Raw genomic sequence first — 22,173 nt, forward strand, 5'->3', positions numbered from 1 at the left:
TCCCCTTTGGTTTAGAGATTATTAAAGTCACCGTCATTCTGAACAGCGAGGGACGAGCGTGATTCAGAATCTATCATCCGGTTGAGCAGTGGCCAAGGTGATCGGGAGAGAATAGGAGTTTACTGTTGGCAGGTTCTTAGCCTTGCCGAGGCTCGCTAGAATGACGAACTTCTCTGGTTTAAAGGCTGTTAAAGTCACTGTCATTCTGAACAGCGAGGGACGAGGGTGATTCAGAATCTACGCACAGAGTGCTCCGAGTTTGAAATAAACTGACTGAGCTCGCGAATTACAATGGAAAAGTAACAGCGAATAATGAAGGAGAATGAATCATCGATAAGACACCTTGCGTTTATATCCTAACGTCAAATAACAACGCCGTTCTCTACATAGGTGTTACCAGGCAGCTGCCCCAAAGAATATGGCAACATAAAAATGGAGTAGTGGAAGGGTTTACCAAGAAATACAACGTTCATAAGCTCGTTTACTTTGAGTTATTCGACGATATGGCTAATGCTATAAACCGAGAAAAGCAGCTCAAGTAGTGGAAGCGTGAGTGGAAGTTAGCCTTGGTAAGAGAAACGAACCCTAACTTTCTCGATCTATCTATTGAGTATCAGTAAAAATCATCCCTATCTTTAAACGCATTTAAGCTAACCACATCCGCTTTTTGTGTCGGTGCCGCTTCCCCTTCTAGCGCTGCTTTGAACTTTACGACCTGTTTTCGCAACTCGTTCATCAATACCACATTGGTGTGATGAGGGTTTTTACACGTGCTGATGACTCTATCAATGTGGCTTTGTTGAGCCCACAATCTTTCTTTCATATCTTCTGATGCGCTTTCGATCATCTCTTTCGCCATCTCATGACGAAATTGCTCAAAAGCTTCTGGGTCTCGCTCTGCCATTTGAACCATTTCATCGAATGGAGGAAGCGTTTGGGATGGAATATGACGTAGAGTAGACATCGATGCTCTCCAAATCCTTATGGAAATTGCCTTTAGTTACTAAAAGCCTATACCACTAGAAAGAGGAGAGAGGATGAATTCTTCAGCCGTCTCACTTATAAGAGAAGCTTTCAAGCTTGAGATTGAATAAGTGCGGTATGTCGATGTTTGGTTGTGGTGGTTACTGCAGTTGTTGGATGCGGTAAACGCAGCGTCTTTGGCCACTAATGATGTGTTCGGTGCGCTCTACTTTGGTGTCACGTCCAAGTAAAGACTGAAAGACACTTAATTCTGATTGGCACAAGCTTGGGCAGCGAGTTGCGGCTTTACAAATCGGACAGTGATTTTCGATCAAGATGAATCCGTTCTCATCTTTCTCGAGCTCGGCCATATAGCCTTCTTGCTCTCTTAATGTGACAAGTGTTTCTAGTTTGCTTTGCAGAGAGTCGCATTGCTCAAGATGCTGACGATAACTTTGTAACGTGAGTTTTTCCCTTTCTGATGTGACTTTTTCCAGTCCATCTTTGCCAAAGATATGTTCGACAGCTTCTATAAACTGAATGGTCAACTCACCGTGACGGTCAGCAAATTGCTCATGACCTTTTTGAGTGAGAGACCAATGACGAGCAGGGCGACCAACTTTCACTTTTACGTCATGGATAGAAAGAATGCCATCATCTTCTAAACTTTGTAGGTGCTGACGAGCCCCCATGGTTGTCATACCTAGCTCAGAAGAGAGTTGTTTTGCAGTGACGGAGCCATCACGCTTAACGATTTGCAATATCCTATCTACGGTCTTCATATACCCACCATTTATACGTCAGTACATATTATGCGCGATAGGGTTAGTAAAGAAAAGTGTTGACTTAATTTGAGTGTGGATTTACAGGGGCTATGTTCATATGAGCCAAGATATGTCGTCATTCTGAACAACGAGGAACGAGGTGATTCAGAATCCATCTTCTGGTTGAGCAGTGGTTAAGGTGACCAGGAAAGAATAGGAGCTTGTTACCACTAGATTCTTAGTCTCGCTGGAACTGGCTAGAATGACGAGTTCTTTTGATTTAGAGCTTATTAAAGTCACCGTAATTCTGAACAACGAGGAACGAGTGTAATTCAGAACCTACTGTCCGGCTGTGCAGTGGCTAAGTTGAGCGGGAAAGAAGCGGAGTTTGCTGTTACCAGATTCTTAGTCTCGCTGGAGCTCGCTAGAATGACGAGTTTTTTCGATTTAGAGCTTGCTATGGTAGCCGTCATTCTGAACAACGAGGAACGAGGTGATTCAGAATCCATCTTCTGGTTGAGCAGTGGTTAAGGTGACCAGGAAAGAATAGGAGCTTGTTACTACTAGATTCTTAGTCTCGCTGGGGCTCGCTAGAATGACGAGTTCTTTCGATTTAGAGCTTATTAAAGTCACCGTCATTCTGAACAACGAGGAACGAGTGTGATTCAGAATCTATTGCCCGTTGTGCGGAAAGAAAGGCTCAAGCTCAGACTGAGCGAGAGCCTCGAGAAATGCTTAAAGAATAATATCGCGTACTTCTGGATCTTTACGATCTAGGTAGTGAGTCGACTTAATGCGGCGAATAGTTCGGCATCGACCGCGCACGAGCAGCGTTTCTGTGGTTGCAATATTGCCTTGACGAGAGATACCTTCCAGCAAGTCACCTTTAGTGATGCCTGTAGCTGAAAATACCACATTGTCGCTACGAGCCATGTCTTCCATTTTGAGGACAACATTCGCTTTTACGCCCATTTCATCGCAGCGTTTTAGTTCATCTGCACCGTAAATGCGGTTTTCTTCAGTATCGCCTTTTACCTCATGACGAGGAAGCAGGCGACCGTGCATGTCACCGTCTAGCGCTCGAATTACCGCTGCTGATACAACCCCTTCTGGCGCACCGCCAATACAGTACATCATGTCCACTTCACTGTCTGGCATACAAGTTAGAATAGAGGCAGCGACGTCACCATCAGGCACCGCAAAGACACGTACGCCCATTGCTTGCATTTCTGCAATAACGTTATCGTGGCGAGGTTTCGCAAGGGTAATAACGACTAGGGTATCAAGTGGCTTGTTCAGGGCTTTTGCTACGTTCTCTAGGTTTTCTTTTAACGGCTTTTCTAAGTCAATTACGCCTTTTGCACCAGGGCCAACAACCAGTTTTTCCATGTACATATCTGGCGCTTTAAGAAAGCTGCCTTTCTCACCTGCGGCAAGTACGGCTAGTGCGTTCGATTGTCCCATTGCCGTCATACGCGTTCCTTCAATCGGGTCGACTGCAATATCTACTTCATCACCACCAATACCCACTTGCTCACCAATGTACAGCATTGGCGCATCATCGATTTCACCCTCACCAATGACAATTTCACCACTGATATCTGTTTTGTTCAGTAGCGTGCGCATAACTTCAACAGCAGCGCCATCGGCTGCGTTTTTATCGCCACGGCCAAGCCATTTGTAACCAGCCAGAGCTGCACCTTCAGTCACACGGGAAAATGCCATTGCTAAATCGCGTTTCATGATGTCTCCAAGTAAGCAAGAGGGAAGAAGAATTTGCGCGGCGATTCTATCACAAGGTCGAGTAAACGTTTGCCTTTTTGCGAGGCTTTTACTTTATCTAACTTGAATTTGATCAATACTTAGGGCGATTTTCAGCGTAGCGGGACGCAAAATCCTTGCTCAAAAATGCTTCGGCGACAAGAAAAGTCAGCGTTTAGTGAGATTGCGCTGATTTTTTGACCGAATGATGCAAAATATCGAATATAGTGAGTGTTTCTCATCGCGACGCTGAGTAGAATGAACCTTATATAGGTTAGGTGTGCATCAATCTCGCACATCGTCCCAACGGAATAACATAGGTAGGCCAAGATGTCTTTTGAAGTACTAGAACAACTAGAATCTAAAATTCAAACTGCAGTTGACACAATCACTCTTCTTCAGATGGAAGTCGAAGAGCTGAAAGAAGATAAAGCTAAACTTGCGGAAGAAGCGAACGAGCTTCGCTCTCAACGTGAAGAGCTAGAGCAAAAAGCACAACAAGCACAGCAAGAGCACGCACAATGGCAAGAGCGCATTCGTGCACTACTTGGCAAAATGGACGAAGTGGAATAATTCGGCTTCTTCATTCCAAATTAAAAACACCCGCGTTAAGCGGGTGTTTGTGTTTTAGGGAAGTAGATAATGTTGAGACAAGGCTAGGCGCTAAGAGCTAGGAGAAGGCCCTATAACTTAGGCGTCTAAGACTCGCTATGCTTCTTCATCCAACTCTAAATCAATATTCAATGGTTCAGGCGACAGGATAATTCCGGTGCTATCGGCATAAATATAATCTTCAGGTAAGAAGCTGACGCCGCCAAAGTTGACTGGTACATCCAATTCGCCAATACCCTGGCTGGTCGCGCCAACAGGAATCGATGCCAAAGCTTGAATGCCGAGGTTCATGTCTTCAAGTTCATCTACTTCACGGACACAACCGTAAACGACAATGCCTTCCCACTCGTTTTCTTCCGCAATGGTTGCGATTTCTGCATCGATAAGGGCTTTACGTAGGGAACCGCCACCGTCAATTAACAAAACGCGACCAAGTCCATCTTGCTCTAATGTCTCGCGGATCAACGAATTATCTTCAAAACACTTGATGGTGGTGATTTGCCCGGCAAATGAAGCGCGACCTCCAAAGTTACTGAACATTGGTTCAACCACATCTACCTGATCGAGGTAGATATCACAGAGTGCTGAGGTATTGTATTCCATAGCGTGCCTTTCTAAACAGAAATTGGTTGTCTTTGAGTATATCTAGGCATTAAGTCAATGCAATGACAATCCTTTTTTAACTTACTAGAGTTTGAGCTACCACAATTGTTGCAAACAAAACGTTGGTGACTAGAGAACATTTCACAATGACTGGCATCATTGGTGCTATCTGAGCGGGCTTTTGTGTATGCCAAACCGCTTTACCATGATCGGCCACGAAATAAATACTAAGTAAGAATGGCAAGCTAATCCAAACGGGTTTGTCTTGAATTAACAAGTAAGCCGCAAAGGCAAGGATAGCTCCGCCAAGTAAAATAAAGTGGTACTGTTTGGCTTTACGTTGACCTAAGCGTACCGCCACCGTACGTTTACCACACTCTCGGTCGTTCTCTATATCACGCATATTGTTGATGTTGAGGACTGCAACGGCGAGTAAACCGCAGCCTAAAGCAGGTAAGAATAGCGTGGTGTCTACGTGACCGGTATGCAAGAAGTAGGTACCGGATACGCCGAGTAAACCAAAAAACAAGAACACTGATATATCGCCAAGCCCCACGTAACCGTATGGTTTGCTACCCATGGTATAAGCAATGGCGGCGAGAATGGCCAAAATTCCCAGCCCGATAAAAGTGACAATGCTTTCCAGTGAACTTAGTGAATAGAAAACTAACACCAAGCCTGAAATGGCGGTCAGAACGATGTTAAAGATAATCGCTTGTTTCATCTGTTTAGCACTTACCGCGCCAGACTGCATCGCTCGTAATGGGCCGAGGCGTTTGTCGTTATCTGTACCTTGAACGGCATCGCCATAGTCGTTTGCCAGGTTGGACAGAATTTGCAGCAATGTCGCGGTTACGAAAGCCATGATGGCAATCGTCAGTGAGAAATGACCCGCCGAGTAGGCGAGTACGCTACCTGTTAAGATAGAGACCAATGCCAGAGGTAATGTTTTTGGGCGAGCGGCTTCAAGCCAGATCTGTAGAGATTGTTTCATGGAAATTTCGTGCTAGTAACCAATGTGCCCAGTATAAGCACAAAGAGGCAGATACGCTATTGACCTAAAACAACTCAACTAGAAGTCAAAGAGTCATTCAGAATCTATCATCCGATTGTGAAGTGTTACGGTGAGAGAGAAAGAATAGGCGTTTGCTGTTAGCAGATTCTTAGTCTCGCTTAAGCTCGCTAGAATGACGAGATCTTTTTGATTTAGGTGTTGTCACAGTAACCGTCATTCTGAACAGCGAGGAACGAGTGTGATTCAGAATCTATCGTCCGATTGTGCGGTGATTAAGGTGAGCGAGGAAGAATAGGCGTCTGTTGTTACCAGATTCTTAGTCTCGCTTGAGCTCGCTAGAATGACGAGATCTTTTTGATTTAGGTGTTGTCACAGTCACCGTCATTCTGAACAACGAGGAACGAGGTGATTCAGAATCTATCATCCGATTGTGCGGTGGTGAAGGCGAGTTGGAAAGAAAGGCGTCTGCTGTTAGCAGATTCTTAGTCTCGCTTGAGCTCGCTAGAATGACGAGATCTTTTGATTTAGATGTTGTCAAAGTCACCGCCATTCTAAACAAAAAGCCCAGAAACAAGGTTCTGGGCTTTGGTAAAATAGATTGCGTTTAAAGAATAAAGCGGCTTAGATCTTCATCTTCAATCGTGTCGCCTAGGCGCGCTTTCACGTAAGCGGAATCAATAACGAATTTAGCGCCAGATTGCTCCGCTGCGTCGTAAGAGATTTCATCCATCAAGCGTTCCATTACGGTGTGTAAGCGACGAGCACCGATGTTTTCTGTGCTTTCGTTGACCGTCCATGCCGCTTCCGCGATTTGCGTGATGCCGTCTTCTGTGAATTCGATGTCCACATCTTCCGTTTTCATCAACGCAACGTACTGCTCTGTTAGAGAGGCTTTTGGTTCTGTCAGAATGCGTTTGAAGTCGTTGCTGCTTAGTGCTTCTAGCTCAACACGAATTGGTAGACGACCTTGCAATTCTGGGATCAAGTCAGATGGTTTTGCCACTTGGAATGCACCAGATGCAACAAACAGAATATGGTCTGTTTTTACCATGCCGTGCTTGGTTGATACCGTGCTGCCTTCAATCAATGGAAGTAGGTCGCGCTGAACACCTTCGCGTGAAACGTCTGGGCCTGAGCTCTCGCCGCGTTTACAGATCTTGTCGATCTCATCGATAAATACGATGCCGTTGTTTTCAACGTTGAAAATCGCTGCTTCTTTTAGCTCTTCTTGGTTTACCAGTTTCGCCGCTTCTTCTTCCGCTAACGCTTTCATTGCGTCTTTGATTTTCAGCTTACGTTTTTTCTTAGTGTCGCCTGCCAGGTTTTGGAACATGCCTTGCAGCTGGTTAGTCATCTCTTCCATACCAGGAGGCGCCATGATCTCTACGCCCATTTGTGGTGCGGCTACGTCGATTTCAATTTCTTTATCGTCTAGTTGGCCTTCACGCAGTTTCTTACGGAAGATCTGGCGAGTGTGAGAAGACTCTTCCGTTTGCTCTGCTTGACCCCAGCTATCACGTGCTGGTGGCAGTAGCGCATCAAGAATGCGTTCTTCCGCTTGCTCTTCTGCGCGGAATTTCACTTTCTCCATCGCTTGTTGATGCGTCATTTTCACAGCGACATCGGTTAGGTCACGGATGATGGTTTCAACTTCTTTACCAACGTAACCCACTTCGGTGAATTTTGTCGCTTCAACTTTGATGAAAGGGGCATTTGCCAGTTTTGCGAGGCGTCGTGCGATTTCAGTCTTACCAACACCAGTAGGGCCAATCATCAAGATGTTTTTTGGCGTCACTTCGGCACGCAAGCTTTCTTCAAGCTGCATGCGGCGCCAGCGGTTACGAAGTGCAATCGCAACCGAACGCTTGGCTTTTTCTTGACCGATAATGTGGCGGTTCAATTCATGAACGATTTCGCGAGGCGTCATTTCAGACATATTCTTTCCTTACTTCGTTACGATTACGCGGTTGGTTTTTCAGGCTCTACTGTTGAGTCTAGCTCTTCTACCGTGTGGTGATGGTTAGTGAAGACACAAATATCACCCGCGATATTGAGAGCTTTTTCCGCGATCTCACGAGCATCTAGATCTGTGTTTTCTAGTAGGGCGGTTGCGGCAGCTTGTGCGTAAGCACCACCAGAGCCAATCGCAATCAGGTCGTGTTCTGGCTGTACGACATCACCATTACCGGTAATGATTAACGATGCGGTTTCGTCGGCAACGGCAAGTAAGGCTTCGAGCTTGCGCAAAGCACGATCGCTACGCCAGTCTTTGGCTAGCTCAACTGCCGCTTTGGTTAGGTGACCTTGGTGCATTTGCAGTTTGCTTTCGAAGCGCTCAAAAAGGGTGAAGGCATCCGCAGTACCGCCGGCAAAGCCCGCTAGTACTTGGTTGTTGTATAGGCGGCGAACTTTGCGCGCATTACCTTTCATTACGGTATTGCCTAGAGATACTTGGCCATCACCCGCGATGACGACTTTATTATTTCGACGTACAGATACAATGGTAGTCACAGTCGACCTCTTGATTATTTCTCTTTGGATTTAATTCAGTATATGGGGGAGGAGAAATGGGGATTCAAGGGGGCAAAAAGAAAGGCCCTGGGATCTTAGCTCCTGGGGCCTGAGTTTAAAGATTTTCTTTCCAAATCGCACACGGCTCGATTTTCGCGCGTTGCAGTTTATGGCGGTCACGTTCTGCATCACGTTTGAACTTATACGGACCTAGCACCACGCGATACCATGAACTGCCTTCTTTCTTTCGAATCTTGCTCGACATCCCTTGGAATGCGATTGCAAGCTTACGCTCTTCTGCTTGTGCCTGGGTTTTGTACGCGCCACACTGCATGATGTAAGGAATTTTAGAAACTTCAATTTCTTTAGCCACAACTTCAACTTCACGTTTCGGTAGTGACTCAACATATTCCCATTTTTCTTCTGGTGGTGGCGGCAAGTCTTTTTTCGGCTTTGGTTTGCTGACAGTGGTTGTTGGCTGCTTCACGACTGGTTGTTTAGGTTCTGGGTCGCTACTCAAAAGGTAAAGACCATAGCCAAAACCGCCCACGAGCAAGATAGCGAGCAGGCCACTGCGCCAAGGTTTTTTTCTTCTCGGCGGCTGTTTTTTTGTCGACTTTTTTGGGGCGCCTCGCCCCCGTCTTACATAATCTCTATTTGCCACGGTTATTTCTGGTCATCAAGGATTCTTGCAAATATGTTAATCCAGAACGAGTTGAGAAAACACCCTATTGATAGAATCTTGATAGCTAAAGCGCGACAACGCCCGAGTGTAGGAGTGTGTTTCCGTTCTCACTTACATTTATTCAGGGATACACAAAAAGCAGGAGGGGTAAATAAAAAAGCGGCGCCTTAGCACCGCTTTGGGGATGAATACCTAATCTTTAGGTTAAGGGCGCTGTGGTGGCGCTGCACTTCCACGAATGACGAGATTAGTTTCAAGCAGACGCGAGCCTGAATGCACGTCGTGGCCTTTTAACATCTCGAGCATCATTAGCATCGCTTGTCGACCAATCTCATAGCGAGGTTGAGATATGGTGGTCAACGGTGGATCGCAGTACTGAGCGAAGTTAATGTCATCAAAGCCCACAACAGAGAGATCTTGCGGTACTCGTAAGCCAAGCTTTTTCGCTTCTTGAATTGCGCCGATGGCCATTGTGTCACAGTGACAGAAAATAGCCGTTGGTGGTTCTGGCAATTCGAGCAGTTTACGAACGGCTTTTGCTCCGCCATCAAAAGAGAACTCAGTAATGACACTATATTGTGGATCTTTATTGATGCCGGCACGGCGCAGGGCTTGTTGGTAGCCTTGCTGGCGGAACTGACACAATATTGCTGTGTCTGGTCCAGAGATTTGAGCAATGCGTTTATGACCTAATTGGGTCAGGTAATTCACCGCTTCAAATGCTGAGGTCAGGTTATCAATATGTACTGTCGGAAGCTCGAGCTCTGGCGCAAATTCACACGCCATTACCATCGGAGGTAAGTTCTTTTGCTCTGGCTTACTGACATCGAATGGTAGATCTGTACCAAGCAGTAGCATTCCATCTGCCTGCTTAGTAAATACGAGGTTTACGAAAGAGCTTTCGCGTTTCTTCTGTTGTCCGCTATCGCCCAGCAGGACTAGATAGCCATGTTCCATGGCTGCATCTTCAATACCGCGAATAATTTCAGAAAAATAAGGATCACAGATGTCGGGAACGATAGTAACAATGGTTTTTGATTCGTTTCTACGTAAGTTGCGCGCTAATGAGTTTGGAGAATAACCCGCTTCAAGTACGGCATCTTCTACTCTCTTTCTTGTAGAAGAAGAGACCTTCTCTGGATTCATTAAGGCTCGAGATACCGTAGCCGTAGACACTCCCGCAAGCTGGGCAACATCCTTCATTGTCGCCATAGTTTTTAACCTCTCATTTATTTTTTGCCAAGATGACGTTATTCCGGTTTGAAATCAGAGTAATCAAACCGAGTTAGAGCTGTATTTGCTCTTCGCTCAGTTCGTGTTAACGAGTGGGAAAATGGATTCTTCACCGCGATATCAATTTGTGGGAATAGTCATTGTTTTAATCTAAGCCTGTGCAAACAAGTCACTTTAGACTTTTCTAATTTGGATAGTCTATTCATTTCTAAAGTGAAAGTTACGGTCTGTTTAACAAAAATTGTAATCTTGGTGTGATTCTGGTCAAATTAAATGGTAATTCATTACATAGTTAAACGTTTGCTAGCTGAGATCTTGTGGTTCTATGTCTAAATTCCAGCGTACTTTCTTAGCATTTGGCAACAACTCAATAGCAGGTTTGGCACTGGTTAATAACTTTTGCATCAATGAACGATGCTGAGTTTGCAGTAATAGTTGCCAGCGGTATTTACCAGCCCGCTTGGCCAAAGGTGAAGGAGTAGGGCCTAACACCATGCAGGAATCATCGAACAGAGGGTGTGACTCTAACGTAAAGCGAACCTGACGCAGGAAGTCTTCAACTATCTCACTTTGGTTCGCCTCTGCTTTAAACAGAGTCAAGAAACTATAAGGCGGAAGCTGAGCCAGTTTGCGTTCTTCCAGAGCTGTCATAGCAAAGTGGCGATAGTCTTTTTGAAGCAGGGCCTGCAGCAAGCTGTGCTCAGGATGGTGGGTTTGTAGGATAACCTCGCCAGGTTTACTTGCGCGGCCGGCACGACCTGCGACTTGAATAAACAACTGCGCTAGTCGCTCGGAAGCGCGGAAGTCACTACTATAGAGAGAGCCATCAACATCCAAAAGAGCAACGAGCGTTACATTTGGAAAATGGTGCCCCTTAGCCAGCATTTGGGTGCCAATCAGAATTTGATGTTCACCTTTACGAATCGATTCAAGGGCATCTTCCAAACTACCTTTGCGACGTGTGCTGTCTCTGTCGATGCGAATGGCGTTGTATTCTGGAAATAACTGAGCCAATTGTTGTTCGAGTTGTTCCGTTCCTACGCCGACGGTAACCAATTGGGTTGAACCACACCCCTGACATTGATGAATCACCGGTTGTTGTGAGCCGCAGTGATGGCAGCGTATTTCGTTGCTGTAATGGTGGAACGTATAGTACGCATCACAGCGTTTACATTCTGCAATCCAACCGCATTCATGGCACATCAAAGCGGGCGAAAAGCCTCGACGGTTAAGAAACAACATTACTTGATTGCCAGCTTTTAAATGCTTACGCATTTCGGCAATCAGTTGGGCAGATAAGCCACTTTCTAAATACTGACCTTTTACATCTAACACTTTATTGGTGGTTGGTACGGCAGAGCCAGCTCGTTGGGTTAGTGTTAAATGGTGATACTTGCCTGACAAGGCATTGTGCAATGTCTCCAGTGCAGGTGTGGCTGAGCCCAGAACAATCGGAACTTGTTCTTTATGAGCGCGCATTACAGCAACATCGCGTGCATGATAACGCAAGCTATCTTGCTGTTTGTAAGAGGTGTCATGTTCCTCGTCCACAATGATAATCCCGAGATCAGCAAAAGGCGCGAGTAGGGCAGAGCGTGTGCCGATAATGATTCCGGCCGCTTTGTCGCGTGCAGAAAGCCACGCATTCAGACGCTCCGTCTCGTTTAACCCGGAGTGGATGACGTCAACTGGCACATTAAAACGGCGTTTAAAGCGGTTGATGGTTTGGGGCGTTAAGCCAATCTCTGGTACTAAAACCAAGGCTTGTTTACCTTTCTCTAAGACCGGCTTGATCAGGTTGAGGTACACTTCTGTCTTACCTGAGCCCGTGACGCCTTCTAATAAATAGGAGGCAAAACCTGTTTGGCTATTTACACTCGCAATAGCCAGCGCTTGTTCGTGGTTGAGCTTTGGCTTTTCGACGTCGCATTCAACGTGCTGTCCCCACTGGGTGATTACAGGCTTCTTCTCGATACGTTCAATCCAGCCTTTCTTTTCTAAAGACTTTAGTACTGTTGAGGCTATCTCTTGGTCGACAAATTCCTGGTGAGGCAAAGCGCCGTTAACCAACATTTGCAAGACCTTCTGTTGTTTGACCGCTCGACGATCAAGCCCTTGCATCAGCTTGTCTTTACCGGATTCGGTAATTTGCCACTCTTGTAGCGTCGCAAAATCTGCAGGCTTTCCTTTACGTAGAGCTGCTGGCATCGCATTGTGTAGCGTATCTCCAAGTGGGTATTGGTAGAACTGGCTGCACCAAGTCAGCAACGAATAAAGCTTTTCAGACCATATCGGCTGAGAATCAACAACTGCTTTGATTGGCTTGAGTTGATCTTTGGGAAAGTCCGAGTGATTAACCATCGCGGTGACGATGCCAACTAACGTTTGGCGTCCAAAAGGTACGGAAACGCGTCCACCAATGATCGGAAACAGGTGCCCCGGAATGGCGTAATCGAATTGTTTGTCGAGCGGAACGGGTAATGCCACTCTAGCAATGGTTGGACGCATAAATTCTTAGCTATTAAAAAAGAGGGAAAGGAAATGAGAGTCTATTAAAATCGGTATGGAAATTCGAGTAAAGCAATGCGATTCAGCGTGAATCGTGCCTCTATGACTAGTCTGGCTAAAAAAGTGGCGAAAAAGTTGCCAAATGTGTTGATCCAAGCAATGTGATTCTTTACTATATCGCGCCTTGAGATATGGCTTCGGCAATTAGTTGATGCGGTATCCCATTTTATTATTAATTGCGTGTGGTGTGCGGCTTAGATTCGTATAGCGACACGGCCTACTATTGAGGTTATCCCATGAAAGCTGGTATCCACCCAGAATACAAAGCAGTAAAAGCGACTTGTTCTTGCGGCAACTCTTTTGAGTTCAACTCTACTCTAGGTAAAGAGTCTATCCACCTAGACGTATGTGACAAGTGTCACCCATTCTACACTGGTAAGCAACGTATCGTTGATACAGGCGGCCGTGTTGATCGCTTCAACAAGCGTTTCGGTGCACTATCAAGCGGTAAGAAATAATAGCAGCCGCTATTACGATTACAGTTTAGAAAAGGACGCTTCGGCGTCCTTTTTGTTTTAATGGCTACCAAGCGAAGAGGAATGTATGGGGTTTGGAATATTCCCGATTATTTTTCACTCAGCGCTTGCAACCTAAAGTGTGATCTGTATAATGCAGCGCACTGGTTAAGCCAGTTGTGAACCAATGAGCAGTGAGGAGCGAGCAAATCTAAGGATTTGCGAGGTAATGTATACTCAGCTTATGTTCGCGGTTAATACAATTAGCTATCTTTTCTTCGGAAAAACTATCCTCAAAGGTGACTTTGGCATATAGGGGTAGTTAATCGAAAATTAACTGACAATGCGTCCTAATCTTGGATGCTACGGTTTCACATAAATCAATCGGCATTCTCTCGTCTTGACGAGTTTGAGTGGCGATATTGTTTGTGTAATTTATTAAATTTGGAGCTCTGTCTCATGCAGAACCAACGTATCCGTATCCGCCTAAAAGCTTTCGATTACAAACTAATCGATGCTTCTACAGCGGAAATCGTTGAAACAGCTAAGCGCACTGGCGCACAGGTTCGTGGTCCAATCCCACTGCCAACTCGTAAAGAGCGTTTCACAGTTCTTATCTCTCCACACGTTAACAAGAAAGCACGTGACCAGTACGAAATCCGTACTCACAAGCGTCTAATCGACATCGTTGAGCCAACAGACAAGACTGTTGATGCTCTAATGCGTCTAGACCTTGCTGCGGGCGTTGACGTTCAAATTAGCCTAGGTTAAGGGAGATTAGAAGTATGATTGGTCTAATCGGTCGTAAAGTGGGCATGACCCGCGTATTTACTGAAGAAGGCGTTTCTATCCCAGTAACAGTTGTTGAGGTTGAAGCTAACCGTGTTTCTCAAGTGAAAACTCTTGAAACTGACGGCTACGCAGCAATCCAGGTTACAGCTGGTTCTAAGAAAGCTAACCGTGTAAACAAAGCTGAAGCAGGTCACTTTGCTAAAGCTGGCGTTGAAGCTGGTCGCGGTCTTTGGGAATTCCGTTTAGAAAACGGCGAAGAGTTCGAAGTTGGTTCAGAACTAACTGTTGAACTATTCAACGAAACTAAGAAAGTAGACGTTACTGGTACATCTAAGGGTAAAGGTTTCCAAGGCGCTGTTAAGCGTTGGAACTTCCGTACTCAAGATATGACTCACGGTAACTCATTGTCTCACCGTGCTCCTGGTTCTATCGGTCAATGTCAGACTCCAGGTCGCGTATTTAAAGGCAAGAAAATGGCAGGTCACATGGGTGCTGAGCGTGTAACGACTCAAAACCTAGAGATCGTACGTGTTGACGCTGAGCGCAACCTGCTTCTTATTAAAGGTGCAGTCCCAGGCGCAACTGGCGGCAACGTGATCGTTAAACCAGCTGTTAAAGCATAACGTCTCAGGAGTAAGTAATGGAACTAATGGTTAAAGGTGCCGATGCACTAACTGTTTCCGAAACTACTTTCGGACGTGAGTTTAACGAAGCTCTTGTACACCAAGTAGTTGTTGCGTACGCAGCAGGTGCTCGTCAAGGTACTCGTGCTCAAAAAACACGTTCAGAAGTTTCTGGCGGTGGCGCTAAGCCATGGCGTCAAAAAGGTACTGGCCGTGCGCGTGCTGGTACAATCCGTAGCCCAATCTGGCGTACAGGTGGTGTTACTTTTGCTGCGAAACCACAAGATCACAGCCAAAAAGTAAACAAAAAAATGTACCGTGGTGCTATGAAGAGCATTCTTTCTGAGCTTGTTCGTCAAGAGCGTCTAATCGTTGTTGATAACTTCTCAGTTGAAGCACCAAAGACTAAAGAGCTAGTTGCTAAGCTTAAAGAGCTTGAGCTAACTGACGCTCTAATCGTGACTAGCGAAGTAGATGAGAATCTATTCCTAGCTGCTCGTAACCTATACAAAGTTGACGCACGTGATGTTGCTGGTATCGATCCAGTATCTCTAATCGCGTTTGACAAAGTTGTAATGACTGCAGAAGCAGTTAAGCAAGTAGAGGAAATGCTAGCATGATCACTGAAGAGCGTATCCTAAAAGTTCTACGTGCACCGCACATCTCTGAAAAAGCAACTATGGCAGCTGAGAAAGCGAACACTATCGTTTTCAAAGTAGCTAAAGATGCGACTAAAAAAGAGATCAAAGCAGCTGTAGAAAAGCTATTTGAAGTTGAAGTTAAGTCTGTAAATACTCTTATCACTAAGGGTAAAACCAAACGTCAAGGTCTACGCCAAGGTCGCCGCAGCGACGTTAAGAAAGCGTACGTTACTTTGAAAGAAGGTCAAGATCTTGACTTCGTTGGCGGCGCGGAATAACAGGAGTAGTTAAAAATGGCTATTGTTAAATGTAAGCCGACTTCCCCTGGTCGTCGTCACGTTGTTAAAGTTGTTAACGCTGACCTACACAAGGGCAAGCCATACGCACCTCTTCTAGAGAAAAACTCTAAGAACGGTGGTCGTAACAACAAGGGTCGTATCACAGTACGTCACATCGGCGGTGGTCACAAGCACCACTACCGTGTAGTTGACTTCAAACGTACTAAAGATGGTATTCCAGCGACAGTTGAGCGTCTTGAATACGATCCAAACCGTAGCGCAAACATTGCTCTAGTTCTTTACAAAGACGGTGAGCGTCGCTACATCCTAGCACCTAAAGGTGTTGTAGCTGGTGATGTTATTCAGTCTGGTGTTGATGCACCAATCAAAGCTGGTAACACTCTACCAATGCGTAATATCCCAGTAGGTTCAACAGTACATAACGTTGAACTTAAGCCTGGTAAAGGTGGTCAGCTAGCTCGTTCGGCTGGTGCTTACGCTCAAATCGTTGCTCGCGACGGTGCGTACGTAACTATCCGTCTACGTTCTGGCGAGATGCGCAAAGTTCTTTCTGAAGGCCGTGCAACAATCGGTGAAGTTGGTAACTCTGAGCACATGCTACGTGAACTTGGTAAAGCAGGTGCATCACGTCATCGCGGTATCCGTCCAACGGTTCGTGGTGTTGTAATGAACCCGATTGACCACCCACATGGTGGTGGTGAAGGCCGTACTTCTGGTGGTCGTCACCCAGTATCTCCTTGGGGTATGCCTACTAAAGGCTTCAAGACTCGTAAGAACAAACGCACTGACAAGTACATCGTACGTCGTCGTAACAAGTAATCTATATAAAGAGGAATCGCCATGCCACGTTCTCTCAAGAAAGGTCCTTTTATTGACCTACACTTGCTGAAGAAGGTAGAGAAAGCGGTGGAAAGCGGAGACAAAAAGCCTATTAAGACTTGGTCCCGTCGTTCAATGATCATCCCTACGATGATCGGTTTGACCATCGCTGTCCATAATGGTCGTCAGCACGTACCAGTATTTGTAACTGATGAAATGATCGGTCACAAACTGGGTGAATTCGCACCAACACGTACTTACCGCGGTCACGCTGCGGATAAGAAAGCTAAGAAGCGCTAAGGAGTAGATAATGGAAGCAATTGCTAAACATAACTTTGCTCGCATTTCGCCTCAGAAAGCTCGCTTAGTTGCGGATCTAATCCGTGGTAAATCTGTTGACCAAGCTCTAGAAATCCTAACGTTCAGCAACAAAAAAGCTGCTGCACTAGTTAAGAAAGTTCTAGAGTCTGCTATCGCTAACGCGGAGCACAACGAAGGTGCAGATATTGACGATCTGAATGTCGCAAAAATCTTTGTAGATGAAGGCCCAACCATGAAGCGTATTATGCCTCGTGCTAAAGGTCGTGCGGATCGTATCTTGAAGCGTTCAAGCCACATCACTGTTGTTGTAGCAGATCGCTAGAGACTAGGAGAGTAAGCAATGGGTCAAAAAGTACATCCAAATGGTATTCGTCTAGGCATCGTTAAGCCTTGGAATGCTACATGGTTTGCTAACACCAAAGATTTCGCTGACAACCTAGACGGCGACTTCAAGGTACGTCAGTTCCTTACAAGTGAACTGAAAAAAGCGTCTCTATCACGTATCGTTATCGAGCGTCCTGCTAAGAGCATCCGTGTGACTATTCACACTGCTCGTCCAGGCGTTGTTATCGGTAAGAAAGGTGAAGACGTTGAGAAGCTACGCGCAGCTGTAGCTAAAATTGCAGGTGTACCAGCGCAAATTAACATCGCTGAAGTACGTAAGCCTGAACTAGATGCGCAACTTGTTGGTGACAGCATCGCGTCTCAGCTAGAGCGTCGTGTTATGTTCCGTCGTGCTATGAAGCGCGCAGTACAAAACGCAATGCGCCTAGGCGCTAAAGGTATCAAAGTGGAAGTAAGCGGTCGTCTAGGCGGCGCTGAAATCGCACGTTCAGAGTGGTACCGTGAAGGCCGTGTGCCTCTACACACTCTACGTGCTGACATTGATTACGCAACTTCTTCGGCTCACACTCAATACGGTGTGATCGGCATTAAAACTTGGATCTTCAAAGGTGAAATCCTAGGTGGTATGCCAGCAGCTAACGCTGTAGAGCCTAAAGGCGACAAGCCTAAGAAGCAGCGTAAAGGCCGTAAGTAAGGAGTCGACAGATGCTACAACCTAAACGTACTAAGTTCCGTAAGGTTCAGACTGGTCGTAACCGTGGTCTAGCTAAAGGTACTGATGTAAGCTTCGGCGAATTCGGTCTTAAAGCTGTTGGCCGTGGTCGTCTAACTGCTCGTCAAATCGAAGCGGCACGTCGTGCAATGACACGTCACGTTAAGCGTCAAGGTAAAATCTGGATCCGTGTGTTCCCAGACAAACCAATCACAGAAAAACCACTTGAAGTTCGTCAAGGTAAGGGTAAAGGTAACGTTGAGTACTGGGTAGCCCAAATCCAACCTGGTAAGGTTATGTACGAAATGGGTGGTGTACCTGAAGAATTGGCACGTGAAGCGTTCCGTCTTGCGGCACGTAAACTGCCTTTCAAAACTACATTTGTAACTAAGCAGGTGATGTGATGAAAGCACAAGATCTACGCGAGAAAAGCGTTGAAGAGCTTAACGCTGAGCTAATGAATTTGCTACGTGAACAGTTCAACTTGCGCATGCAAGCTGCGACTGGTCAACTACAGCAAACTCATACTCTGAAAGCTGTACGCCGTGATATCGCACGTGTGAAAACTGTTTTGACTGAGAAGGCAGGCGCATAATGAGCGAAGTAAAACGTACTCAACAAGGTCGTGTTGTTAGCGACAAGATGGACAAGTCTATCACTGTTGCTATCGAACGTTTCGTAAAACACCCAATCTACGGTAAATACGTAAAACGTACGACTAAAGTACACGCACATGACGAGAACAACGAGTGTGGCCTAGGCGACACAGTTGAAATCGCAGAGTGTCGTCCACTGTCTAAGACTAAGTCTTGGACTTTGGTAAAAGTTCTAGAAAAGGCGAAGATTTAATCTCGTTAATTCTATGAAACTAAAGCGGCTCCAAAATATTTTTGGAGCCGTTTATTTTTTGACTACCCAATCACAAAAAAGGGTGGTACAATTCGCGTCCCTTTTAAAGAGGCAGCCCGACCCGTGATGGGTCTAGTTATTAATATTTAGCGGAGCACTAACATGATCCAAATGCAAAGTATGCTGGACGCAGCTGATAACTCAGGCGCACGCAGCGTAATGTGTATTAAGGTTCTGGGTGGCTCTCACCGCCGTTATGCACATATCGGTGACGTCATCAAAGTTACTGTGAAGGAAGCAATCCCTCGCGGTAAAGTTAAAAAAGGTGATGTTCTGAAGGCGGTGGTAGTGCGCACCCGTAAAGGCGTACGTCGTCCTGACGGTTCTGTCATTCGCTTCGACCGAAATGCTTGCGTATTGCTAAACGACAATACTGAGCAACCAATCGGTACACGTATCTTTGGTCCTGTGACACGCGAACTTCGTGGCGATAAGTTCATGAAGATCGTTTCACTGGCTCCAGAAGTTCTGTAAGGAGCACGTAGAAATGGCAGCTAAAATCCGTCGTAATGACGAAGTAATCGTTCTTGCTGGTAAAGACAAAGGCAAGAAAGGTAAAGTAACTAAGGTTCTAGCAACTGGTAAAGTTATCGTTGAAGGTATCAACCTAGTTAAGAAACATCAGAAACCTGTTCCAGCTATGGGTATCCAAGGCGGTATCGTAGAGCAAGAAGCAGCTATCGACGTTTCTAACGTGGCTATCTTTAACGCAGCTACTGGTAAAGCTGACCGTATCGGTTTCCGTTTTGAAGACGGCAAAAAAGTTCGTTTCTTCAAGTCTAACGGCGAAACCGTTTCTAACTAATAGAAGTAATTTGGAGTTCTACTATGGCGAAACTGCATGATTACTACAAGTCGTCTGTAGTCGCTGAACTGACCAAACAGTTCGGTTACACAAGCGTCATGCAAGTCCCTAGAATCGAGAAAATCACCCTAAACATGGGTGTTGGTGAAGCAATCAACGATAAGAAACTGCTAGAAAATGCAGCGTCTGATATGGCAACGATCTCTGGTCAAAAGCCACTTATCACAAAAGCGCGCAAATCTGTTGCAGGTTTCAAAATCCGTGAAGGCTACCCTATCGGTTGTAAAGTAACCTTGCGTGGCGAACGTATGTGGGATTTTCTTGAGCGTTTAATTAACATCGCTCTTCCACGTGTACGTGACTTCCGTGGTGTTAGCGCTAAGTCTTTTGACGGTCGCGGTAACTACAGCATGGGCGTTCGCGAGCAAATCATCTTCCCGGAAATCGACTTTGATAAAGTTGATCGAGTACGCGGTCTAGACATCACTATTACGACGTCTGCTGGTACTGATGAGGAAGGCCGTGCTCTGCTGGCTGCCTTTAACTTCCCATTCCGTAAGTAAGGTGAAGGGTTACTGTTATGGCTAAAAATTCAATGAAAGCACGTGAAGCAAAACGTGCGAAGCTAGTAGCTAAGTTCGCTGAAAAGCGTGCAGCGCTAAAAGCTATCATCAGCGATGTAAACGCATCTGAAGAAGATCGCTGGAACGCGGTTCTTACACTGCAATCTCTTCCACGTGATTCAAGTGCATCACGTCAGCGCAACCGTTGCAACCAAACTGGTCGTCCACACGGTTACCTACGTAAGTTCGGTCTAAGCCGTATTAAGGTTCGTGAAGCTTGCATGAAAGGCGAGATTCCGGGTCTTCGTAAGGCTAGCTGGTAATTGCCACTTAATCATTTGGAGTAAATCATATGAGCATGCAAGATCCGATTTCGGATATGCTGACCCGCGTTCGTAACGGTCAGGCAGCAAACAAAGTTGCTGTAAAAATGCCTTCTTCAAAGCTTAAAGTTGCAATTGCTGCACTACTAAAAGCTGAAGGTTACATCGTTGACTTCGCTGTTGAAGGCGAAGCAAAACCTGAGCTAGAAGTTACACTTAAGTACTTCCAAGCTAAACCAGTAATCGAGCAACTTAAACGTGTTTCTCGTCCAGGTCTACGTGTTTACAAGAAGAAAGATGAACTTCCTTCTGTAATGGGTGGTCTTGGTATTGCTATCGTTTCTACTTCCAAGGGTCTTATGTCAGACCGCGCTGCACGTAAAGCAGGTCTTGGTGGTGAAATCATCGCTTACGTAGCTTAATAAGGAGTAGACTATGTCTCGTGTTGCAAAAGCACCTGTCGCTATTCCAGCTGGCGTAGAGGTGAAACTAAACGGCCAAGAAATCACTGTAAAAGGTGCGAAAGGCGAACTAACTCGCGTTCTTAACAACGCAGTTGTAATCGCTCAGGAAGAAAATAACCTGACTTTCGGTCCTAAAGAAGGTGTTGCTAACGCATGGGCTCAAGCAGGTACTGCTCGCGCTCTAGTTAACAACATGGTTGTTGGTGTTACTGAAGGCTTTACTAAGAAGCTAACTCTTAAAGGTGTAGGTTACCGTGCTGCTATCAAAGGCAACGCTGTAGGTCTAACACTAGGCTTCTCACACCCAGTTGAGCACGAGTTGCCAGCGGGTATTAAAGCTGAATGTCCAAGCCAAACTGAAATCGTGATCACTGGTGCTGACAAGCAACTAGTTGGTCAAGTTGCGGCTGACATTCGTTCTTACCGTGAGCCTGAGCCATACAAAGGCAAAGGTGTTCGTTACGCAGATGAAAATGTGCGTACTAAAGAAGCTAAGAAGAAGTAAGGTAACACTATGGATAAGAAAGCATCTCGCATCCGTCGTGCTACACGTGCACGTCGTAAGATTGCAGAACTGGGTGCGACTCGCCTAGTTGTACACCGTACTCCTCGTCACGTGTACGCACAGGTTATCGCGGCTAACGGCTCTGAGGTTATCGCAGCAGCTTCTACTGTAGAAAAAGCGATCCGTGAGCAAGTGAAATACACTGGTAACGTTGATGCAGCTAAAGCAGTGGGTAAAGCTATTGCTGAGCGCGCTCTAGAGAAGGGCATAACTGCAGTTGCATTTGATCGTTCTGGTTTCCAATACCACGGTCGAGTAGCGGCGCTAGCAGAATCTGCTCGCGAAGCTGGTCTGAAATTCTAAGGTAGGGTTGGAAGATGGCTAAAGAACAACAAGTTCAAGCGAATGATTTGCAAGAAAAGCTAATCGCAGTTAACCGTGTTTCTAAAACGGTTAAAGGTGGTCGAATCATGAGCTTCACTGCACTAACAGTAGTTGGTGACGGTAACGGTCGTGTAGGTTTCGGTTACGGCAAAGCTCGTGAAGTACCTGCAGCGATTCAAAAAGCAATGGAAAAAGCGCGTCGTAACATGACTACGATCGCTCTAAACGAAGGCACTCTTCACCACCCAGTGAAAGGTCGCCATTCGGGCTCTAAAGTTTACATGCAGCCTGCTGCAGAAGGTACTGGTGTTATCGCAGGTGGTGCGATGCGTGCAGTACTAGAAGTTGCTGGTGTACACAACGTACTATCTAAAGCGTACGGTTCTACGAACCCTATCAACATCGTTCGTGCAACGATCGATGCACTAGGTAGCATGAAGTCACCAGAAATGGTTGCTGCTAAACGTGGTCTAACTGTTGAATCTATTTCGGAGTAAG

Annotated in this window: 32 protein-coding genes; 22 read left to right on the plus strand and 10 right to left on the minus strand. The window is 45.9% G+C overall.

Annotated features, from left to right (window positions below):
• Window positions 1-353: 353 nt before the first annotated feature.
• Entirely contained in the window at window positions 354-542 is a 189-nt protein-coding gene (locus tag R7F64_RS24505; protein ID WP_412034462.1) for a GIY-YIG nuclease family protein, read from the plus strand.
• A gap of 71 nt (window positions 543-613) precedes the next feature.
• Here R7F64_RS24505 and R7F64_RS07420 read toward each other — a convergent pair whose 3' ends face one another.
• The 3 genes from R7F64_RS07420 to glpX form a co-directional block, all read right to left on the minus strand.
• Window positions 614-964 (minus strand): DUF3135 domain-containing protein, encoded by a 351-nt coding sequence (locus tag R7F64_RS07420; protein ID WP_042522458.1) that lies wholly within the window; start codon window positions 962-964, stop codon window positions 614-616.
• A 160-nt stretch (window positions 965-1,124) separates the two neighbouring features.
• The gene (locus tag R7F64_RS07425; RefSeq protein ID WP_005379532.1) at window positions 1,125-1,745 is read right to left on the minus strand and encodes a helix-turn-helix transcriptional regulator; all 621 of its coding nucleotides are present in this window, start codon (window positions 1,743-1,745) and stop codon (window positions 1,125-1,127) included.
• Between the two features lie 717 nt (window positions 1,746-2,462).
• Entirely contained in the window at window positions 2,463-3,470 is a 1,008-nt protein-coding gene (gene glpX / locus R7F64_RS07430; protein ID WP_047101877.1) for a class II fructose-bisphosphatase, read from the minus strand.
• Window positions 3,471-3,818: 348 nt separating this feature from the next.
• Between glpX and zapB the strand changes: the two genes are divergently transcribed.
• Window positions 3,819-4,061: a cell division protein ZapB gene (gene zapB / locus R7F64_RS07435; RefSeq protein ID WP_005379536.1), complete on the plus strand. Its 243-nt coding sequence runs from the start codon at window positions 3,819-3,821 to the stop codon at window positions 4,059-4,061.
• Window positions 4,062-4,196: 135 nt separating this feature from the next.
• Here zapB and rraA read toward each other — a convergent pair whose 3' ends face one another.
• The 7 genes from rraA to priA form a co-directional block, all read right to left on the minus strand.
• Window positions 4,197-4,703 carry a ribonuclease E activity regulator RraA gene (gene rraA, locus R7F64_RS07440; RefSeq protein WP_005379537.1) on the minus strand — a complete coding sequence of 169 codons (507 nt, stop codon included), beginning with the start codon at window positions 4,701-4,703 and terminating at the stop codon, window positions 4,197-4,199.
• 76 nt (window positions 4,704-4,779) lie between these two features.
• Entirely contained in the window at window positions 4,780-5,697 is a 918-nt protein-coding gene (locus tag R7F64_RS07445; protein WP_005383178.1) for a 1,4-dihydroxy-2-naphthoate polyprenyltransferase, read from the minus strand.
• A 625-nt stretch (window positions 5,698-6,322) separates the two neighbouring features.
• Window positions 6,323-7,654, minus strand: a complete 1,332-nt coding sequence (gene hslU, locus R7F64_RS07450) for an HslU--HslV peptidase ATPase subunit (RefSeq protein WP_025768349.1) — start codon at window positions 7,652-7,654, stop codon at window positions 6,323-6,325.
• A gap of 23 nt (window positions 7,655-7,677) precedes the next feature.
• Entirely contained in the window at window positions 7,678-8,229 is a 552-nt protein-coding gene (hslV, locus tag R7F64_RS07455) for an ATP-dependent protease subunit HslV (RefSeq protein WP_005383176.1), read from the minus strand.
• Window positions 8,230-8,344: 115 nt separating this feature from the next.
• Window positions 8,345-8,893 (minus strand): cell division protein FtsN, encoded by a 549-nt coding sequence (gene ftsN, locus R7F64_RS07460; RefSeq protein ID WP_017820300.1) that lies wholly within the window; start codon window positions 8,891-8,893, stop codon window positions 8,345-8,347.
• 225 nt (window positions 8,894-9,118) lie between these two features.
• The gene (cytR, locus tag R7F64_RS07465; protein WP_254901949.1) at window positions 9,119-10,147 is read right to left on the minus strand and encodes a DNA-binding transcriptional regulator CytR; all 1,029 of its coding nucleotides are present in this window, start codon (window positions 10,145-10,147) and stop codon (window positions 9,119-9,121) included.
• A gap of 303 nt (window positions 10,148-10,450) precedes the next feature.
• Window positions 10,451-12,655 carry a primosomal protein N' gene (gene priA / locus R7F64_RS07470; protein ID WP_318071574.1) on the minus strand — a complete coding sequence of 735 codons (2,205 nt, stop codon included), beginning with the start codon at window positions 12,653-12,655 and terminating at the stop codon, window positions 10,451-10,453.
• Window positions 12,656-12,951: 296 nt separating this feature from the next.
• Here priA and rpmE point away from each other — a divergent pair, with 296 nt between their 5' ends.
• The 20 genes from rpmE to rpsE all read left to right on the plus strand — a co-directional run bounded on the left by rpmE (window position 12,952) and on the right by rpsE (window position 22,172).
• Entirely contained in the window at window positions 12,952-13,173 is a 222-nt protein-coding gene (gene rpmE, locus R7F64_RS07475) for a 50S ribosomal protein L31 (protein ID WP_005379546.1), read from the plus strand.
• Between the two features lie 456 nt (window positions 13,174-13,629).
• The gene (gene rpsJ, locus R7F64_RS07480) at window positions 13,630-13,941 is read left to right on the plus strand and encodes a 30S ribosomal protein S10 (RefSeq protein WP_004410492.1); all 312 of its coding nucleotides are present in this window, start codon (window positions 13,630-13,632) and stop codon (window positions 13,939-13,941) included.
• Between the two features lie 14 nt (window positions 13,942-13,955).
• Window positions 13,956-14,585 carry a 50S ribosomal protein L3 gene (gene rplC / locus R7F64_RS07485; RefSeq protein ID WP_005379555.1) on the plus strand — a complete coding sequence of 210 codons (630 nt, stop codon included), beginning with the start codon at window positions 13,956-13,958 and terminating at the stop codon, window positions 14,583-14,585.
• 17 nt (window positions 14,586-14,602) lie between these two features.
• Entirely contained in the window at window positions 14,603-15,205 is a 603-nt protein-coding gene (rplD, locus tag R7F64_RS07490; protein ID WP_005379556.1) for a 50S ribosomal protein L4, read from the plus strand.
• Window positions 15,202-15,504, plus strand: a complete 303-nt coding sequence (gene rplW, locus R7F64_RS07495; RefSeq protein ID WP_004398471.1) for a 50S ribosomal protein L23 — start codon at window positions 15,202-15,204, stop codon at window positions 15,502-15,504. Before rplD ends, rplW begins: the two co-directional genes overlap by 4 nt.
• 15 nt (window positions 15,505-15,519) lie before the next feature.
• Window positions 15,520-16,344 carry a 50S ribosomal protein L2 gene (gene rplB, locus R7F64_RS07500; protein ID WP_005383168.1) on the plus strand — a complete coding sequence of 275 codons (825 nt, stop codon included), beginning with the start codon at window positions 15,520-15,522 and terminating at the stop codon, window positions 16,342-16,344.
• A gap of 21 nt (window positions 16,345-16,365) precedes the next feature.
• Window positions 16,366-16,644: a 30S ribosomal protein S19 gene (gene rpsS, locus R7F64_RS07505; RefSeq protein WP_004394525.1), complete on the plus strand. Its 279-nt coding sequence runs from the start codon at window positions 16,366-16,368 to the stop codon at window positions 16,642-16,644.
• Window positions 16,645-16,654: 10 nt separating this feature from the next.
• A complete protein-coding gene (rplV, locus tag R7F64_RS07510) occupies window positions 16,655-16,987 on the plus strand; it encodes a 50S ribosomal protein L22 (RefSeq protein ID WP_005383164.1) in 333 nt (110 codons plus the stop codon).
• A gap of 18 nt (window positions 16,988-17,005) precedes the next feature.
• On the plus strand, window positions 17,006-17,704 hold the full coding sequence (gene rpsC / locus R7F64_RS07515) for a 30S ribosomal protein S3 (RefSeq protein WP_005383161.1): 699 nt from the start codon (window positions 17,006-17,008) through the stop codon (window positions 17,702-17,704).
• An 11-nt stretch (window positions 17,705-17,715) separates the two neighbouring features.
• The gene (gene rplP, locus R7F64_RS07520) at window positions 17,716-18,126 is read left to right on the plus strand and encodes a 50S ribosomal protein L16 (protein WP_005379577.1); all 411 of its coding nucleotides are present in this window, start codon (window positions 17,716-17,718) and stop codon (window positions 18,124-18,126) included.
• Window positions 18,126-18,317, plus strand: a complete 192-nt coding sequence (gene rpmC / locus R7F64_RS07525) for a 50S ribosomal protein L29 (protein ID WP_005379576.1) — start codon at window positions 18,126-18,128, stop codon at window positions 18,315-18,317. The genes rplP and rpmC overlap by 1 nt, the downstream gene beginning before the upstream one ends.
• Window positions 18,317-18,571 (plus strand): 30S ribosomal protein S17, encoded by a 255-nt coding sequence (rpsQ, locus tag R7F64_RS07530; protein WP_005379575.1) that lies wholly within the window; start codon window positions 18,317-18,319, stop codon window positions 18,569-18,571. The genes rpmC and rpsQ overlap by 1 nt, the downstream gene beginning before the upstream one ends.
• Before the next feature lie 162 nt (window positions 18,572-18,733).
• A complete protein-coding gene (gene rplN / locus R7F64_RS07535; RefSeq protein ID WP_004410450.1) occupies window positions 18,734-19,105 on the plus strand; it encodes a 50S ribosomal protein L14 in 372 nt (123 codons plus the stop codon).
• A gap of 13 nt (window positions 19,106-19,118) precedes the next feature.
• Complete coding sequence (gene rplX / locus R7F64_RS07540; protein ID WP_005379574.1) at window positions 19,119-19,436, plus strand: 50S ribosomal protein L24; 318 nt, start codon at window positions 19,119-19,121, stop codon at window positions 19,434-19,436.
• 23 nt (window positions 19,437-19,459) lie between these two features.
• Window positions 19,460-19,999 carry a 50S ribosomal protein L5 gene (gene rplE, locus R7F64_RS07545; RefSeq protein ID WP_005379573.1) on the plus strand — a complete coding sequence of 180 codons (540 nt, stop codon included), beginning with the start codon at window positions 19,460-19,462 and terminating at the stop codon, window positions 19,997-19,999.
• 17 nt (window positions 20,000-20,016) lie between these two features.
• The gene (gene rpsN / locus R7F64_RS07550; protein ID WP_004410442.1) at window positions 20,017-20,322 is read left to right on the plus strand and encodes a 30S ribosomal protein S14; all 306 of its coding nucleotides are present in this window, start codon (window positions 20,017-20,019) and stop codon (window positions 20,320-20,322) included.
• Between the two features lie 29 nt (window positions 20,323-20,351).
• Window positions 20,352-20,744: a 30S ribosomal protein S8 gene (rpsH, locus tag R7F64_RS07555; RefSeq protein ID WP_005379572.1), complete on the plus strand. Its 393-nt coding sequence runs from the start codon at window positions 20,352-20,354 to the stop codon at window positions 20,742-20,744.
• A 13-nt stretch (window positions 20,745-20,757) separates the two neighbouring features.
• Window positions 20,758-21,291, plus strand: a complete 534-nt coding sequence (gene rplF, locus R7F64_RS07560; RefSeq protein WP_005379570.1) for a 50S ribosomal protein L6 — start codon at window positions 20,758-20,760, stop codon at window positions 21,289-21,291.
• Between the two features lie 9 nt (window positions 21,292-21,300).
• Window positions 21,301-21,654 (plus strand): 50S ribosomal protein L18, encoded by a 354-nt coding sequence (gene rplR, locus R7F64_RS07565; RefSeq protein ID WP_318071575.1) that lies wholly within the window; start codon window positions 21,301-21,303, stop codon window positions 21,652-21,654.
• A gap of 14 nt (window positions 21,655-21,668) precedes the next feature.
• Entirely contained in the window at window positions 21,669-22,172 is a 504-nt protein-coding gene (gene rpsE / locus R7F64_RS07570) for a 30S ribosomal protein S5 (RefSeq protein ID WP_004745894.1), read from the plus strand.
• The last annotated feature ends 1 nt before the right edge of the window (window position 22,173 follow it).

The organism is Vibrio sp. Vb1980, assembly GCF_033338615.1.
Taxonomy (GTDB): Bacteria; Pseudomonadota; Gammaproteobacteria; order Enterobacterales; family Vibrionaceae; genus Vibrio; species Vibrio alginolyticus.

Bases quoted from the DNA above. Each gene is read 5' to 3' on its own strand.
- R7F64_RS07425 (WP_005379532.1), bottom strand. From the start codon at position 1,745: ATGAAGACCGTAGATAGGATATTGCAAATCGTTAAGCGTGATGGCTCC.
- rplW (WP_004398471.1), top strand. From the start codon at position 15,202: ATGATCACTGAAGAGCGTATCCTAAAAGTTCTACGTGCACCGCACATC.
- rplV (WP_005383164.1), top strand. From the start codon at position 16,655: ATGGAAGCAATTGCTAAACATAACTTTGCTCGCATTTCGCCTCAGAAA.
- priA (WP_318071574.1), bottom strand. From the start codon at position 12,655: ATGCGTCCAACCATTGCTAGAGTGGCATTACCCGTTCCGCTCGACAAA.
- rplC (WP_005379555.1), top strand. From the start codon at position 13,956: ATGATTGGTCTAATCGGTCGTAAAGTGGGCATGACCCGCGTATTTACT.
- rpmE (WP_005379546.1), top strand. From the start codon at position 12,952: ATGAAAGCTGGTATCCACCCAGAATACAAAGCAGTAAAAGCGACTTGT.
- zapB (WP_005379536.1), top strand. From the start codon at position 3,819: ATGTCTTTTGAAGTACTAGAACAACTAGAATCTAAAATTCAAACTGCA.
- rpsE (WP_004745894.1), top strand. From the start codon at position 21,669: ATGGCTAAAGAACAACAAGTTCAAGCGAATGATTTGCAAGAAAAGCTA.
- rplR (WP_318071575.1), top strand. From the start codon at position 21,301: ATGGATAAGAAAGCATCTCGCATCCGTCGTGCTACACGTGCACGTCGT.
- rplN (WP_004410450.1), top strand. From the start codon at position 18,734: ATGATCCAAATGCAAAGTATGCTGGACGCAGCTGATAACTCAGGCGCA.
- rpsJ (WP_004410492.1), top strand. From the start codon at position 13,630: ATGCAGAACCAACGTATCCGTATCCGCCTAAAAGCTTTCGATTACAAA.
- rplE (WP_005379573.1), top strand. From the start codon at position 19,460: ATGGCGAAACTGCATGATTACTACAAGTCGTCTGTAGTCGCTGAACTG.
- rpsH (WP_005379572.1), top strand. From the start codon at position 20,352: ATGAGCATGCAAGATCCGATTTCGGATATGCTGACCCGCGTTCGTAAC.
- rpsC (WP_005383161.1), top strand. From the start codon at position 17,006: ATGGGTCAAAAAGTACATCCAAATGGTATTCGTCTAGGCATCGTTAAG.
- R7F64_RS07420 (WP_042522458.1), bottom strand. From the start codon at position 964: ATGTCTACTCTACGTCATATTCCATCCCAAACGCTTCCTCCATTCGAT.
- rplF (WP_005379570.1), top strand. From the start codon at position 20,758: ATGTCTCGTGTTGCAAAAGCACCTGTCGCTATTCCAGCTGGCGTAGAG.
- glpX (WP_047101877.1), bottom strand. From the start codon at position 3,470: ATGAAACGCGATTTAGCAATGGCATTTTCCCGTGTGACTGAAGGTGCA.
- hslU (WP_025768349.1), bottom strand. From the start codon at position 7,654: ATGTCTGAAATGACGCCTCGCGAAATCGTTCATGAATTGAACCGCCAC.
- rplP (WP_005379577.1), top strand. From the start codon at position 17,716: ATGCTACAACCTAAACGTACTAAGTTCCGTAAGGTTCAGACTGGTCGT.
- R7F64_RS07445 (WP_005383178.1), bottom strand. From the start codon at position 5,697: ATGAAACAATCTCTACAGATCTGGCTTGAAGCCGCTCGCCCAAAAACA.
- rpsS (WP_004394525.1), top strand. From the start codon at position 16,366: ATGCCACGTTCTCTCAAGAAAGGTCCTTTTATTGACCTACACTTGCTG.
- rpsN (WP_004410442.1), top strand. From the start codon at position 20,017: ATGGCTAAAAATTCAATGAAAGCACGTGAAGCAAAACGTGCGAAGCTA.
- rpmC (WP_005379576.1), top strand. From the start codon at position 18,126: ATGAAAGCACAAGATCTACGCGAGAAAAGCGTTGAAGAGCTTAACGCT.
- rplD (WP_005379556.1), top strand. From the start codon at position 14,603: ATGGAACTAATGGTTAAAGGTGCCGATGCACTAACTGTTTCCGAAACT.
- rplB (WP_005383168.1), top strand. From the start codon at position 15,520: ATGGCTATTGTTAAATGTAAGCCGACTTCCCCTGGTCGTCGTCACGTT.
- rpsQ (WP_005379575.1), top strand. From the start codon at position 18,317: ATGAGCGAAGTAAAACGTACTCAACAAGGTCGTGTTGTTAGCGACAAG.
- rraA (WP_005379537.1), bottom strand. From the start codon at position 4,703: ATGGAATACAATACCTCAGCACTCTGTGATATCTACCTCGATCAGGTA.
- rplX (WP_005379574.1), top strand. From the start codon at position 19,119: ATGGCAGCTAAAATCCGTCGTAATGACGAAGTAATCGTTCTTGCTGGT.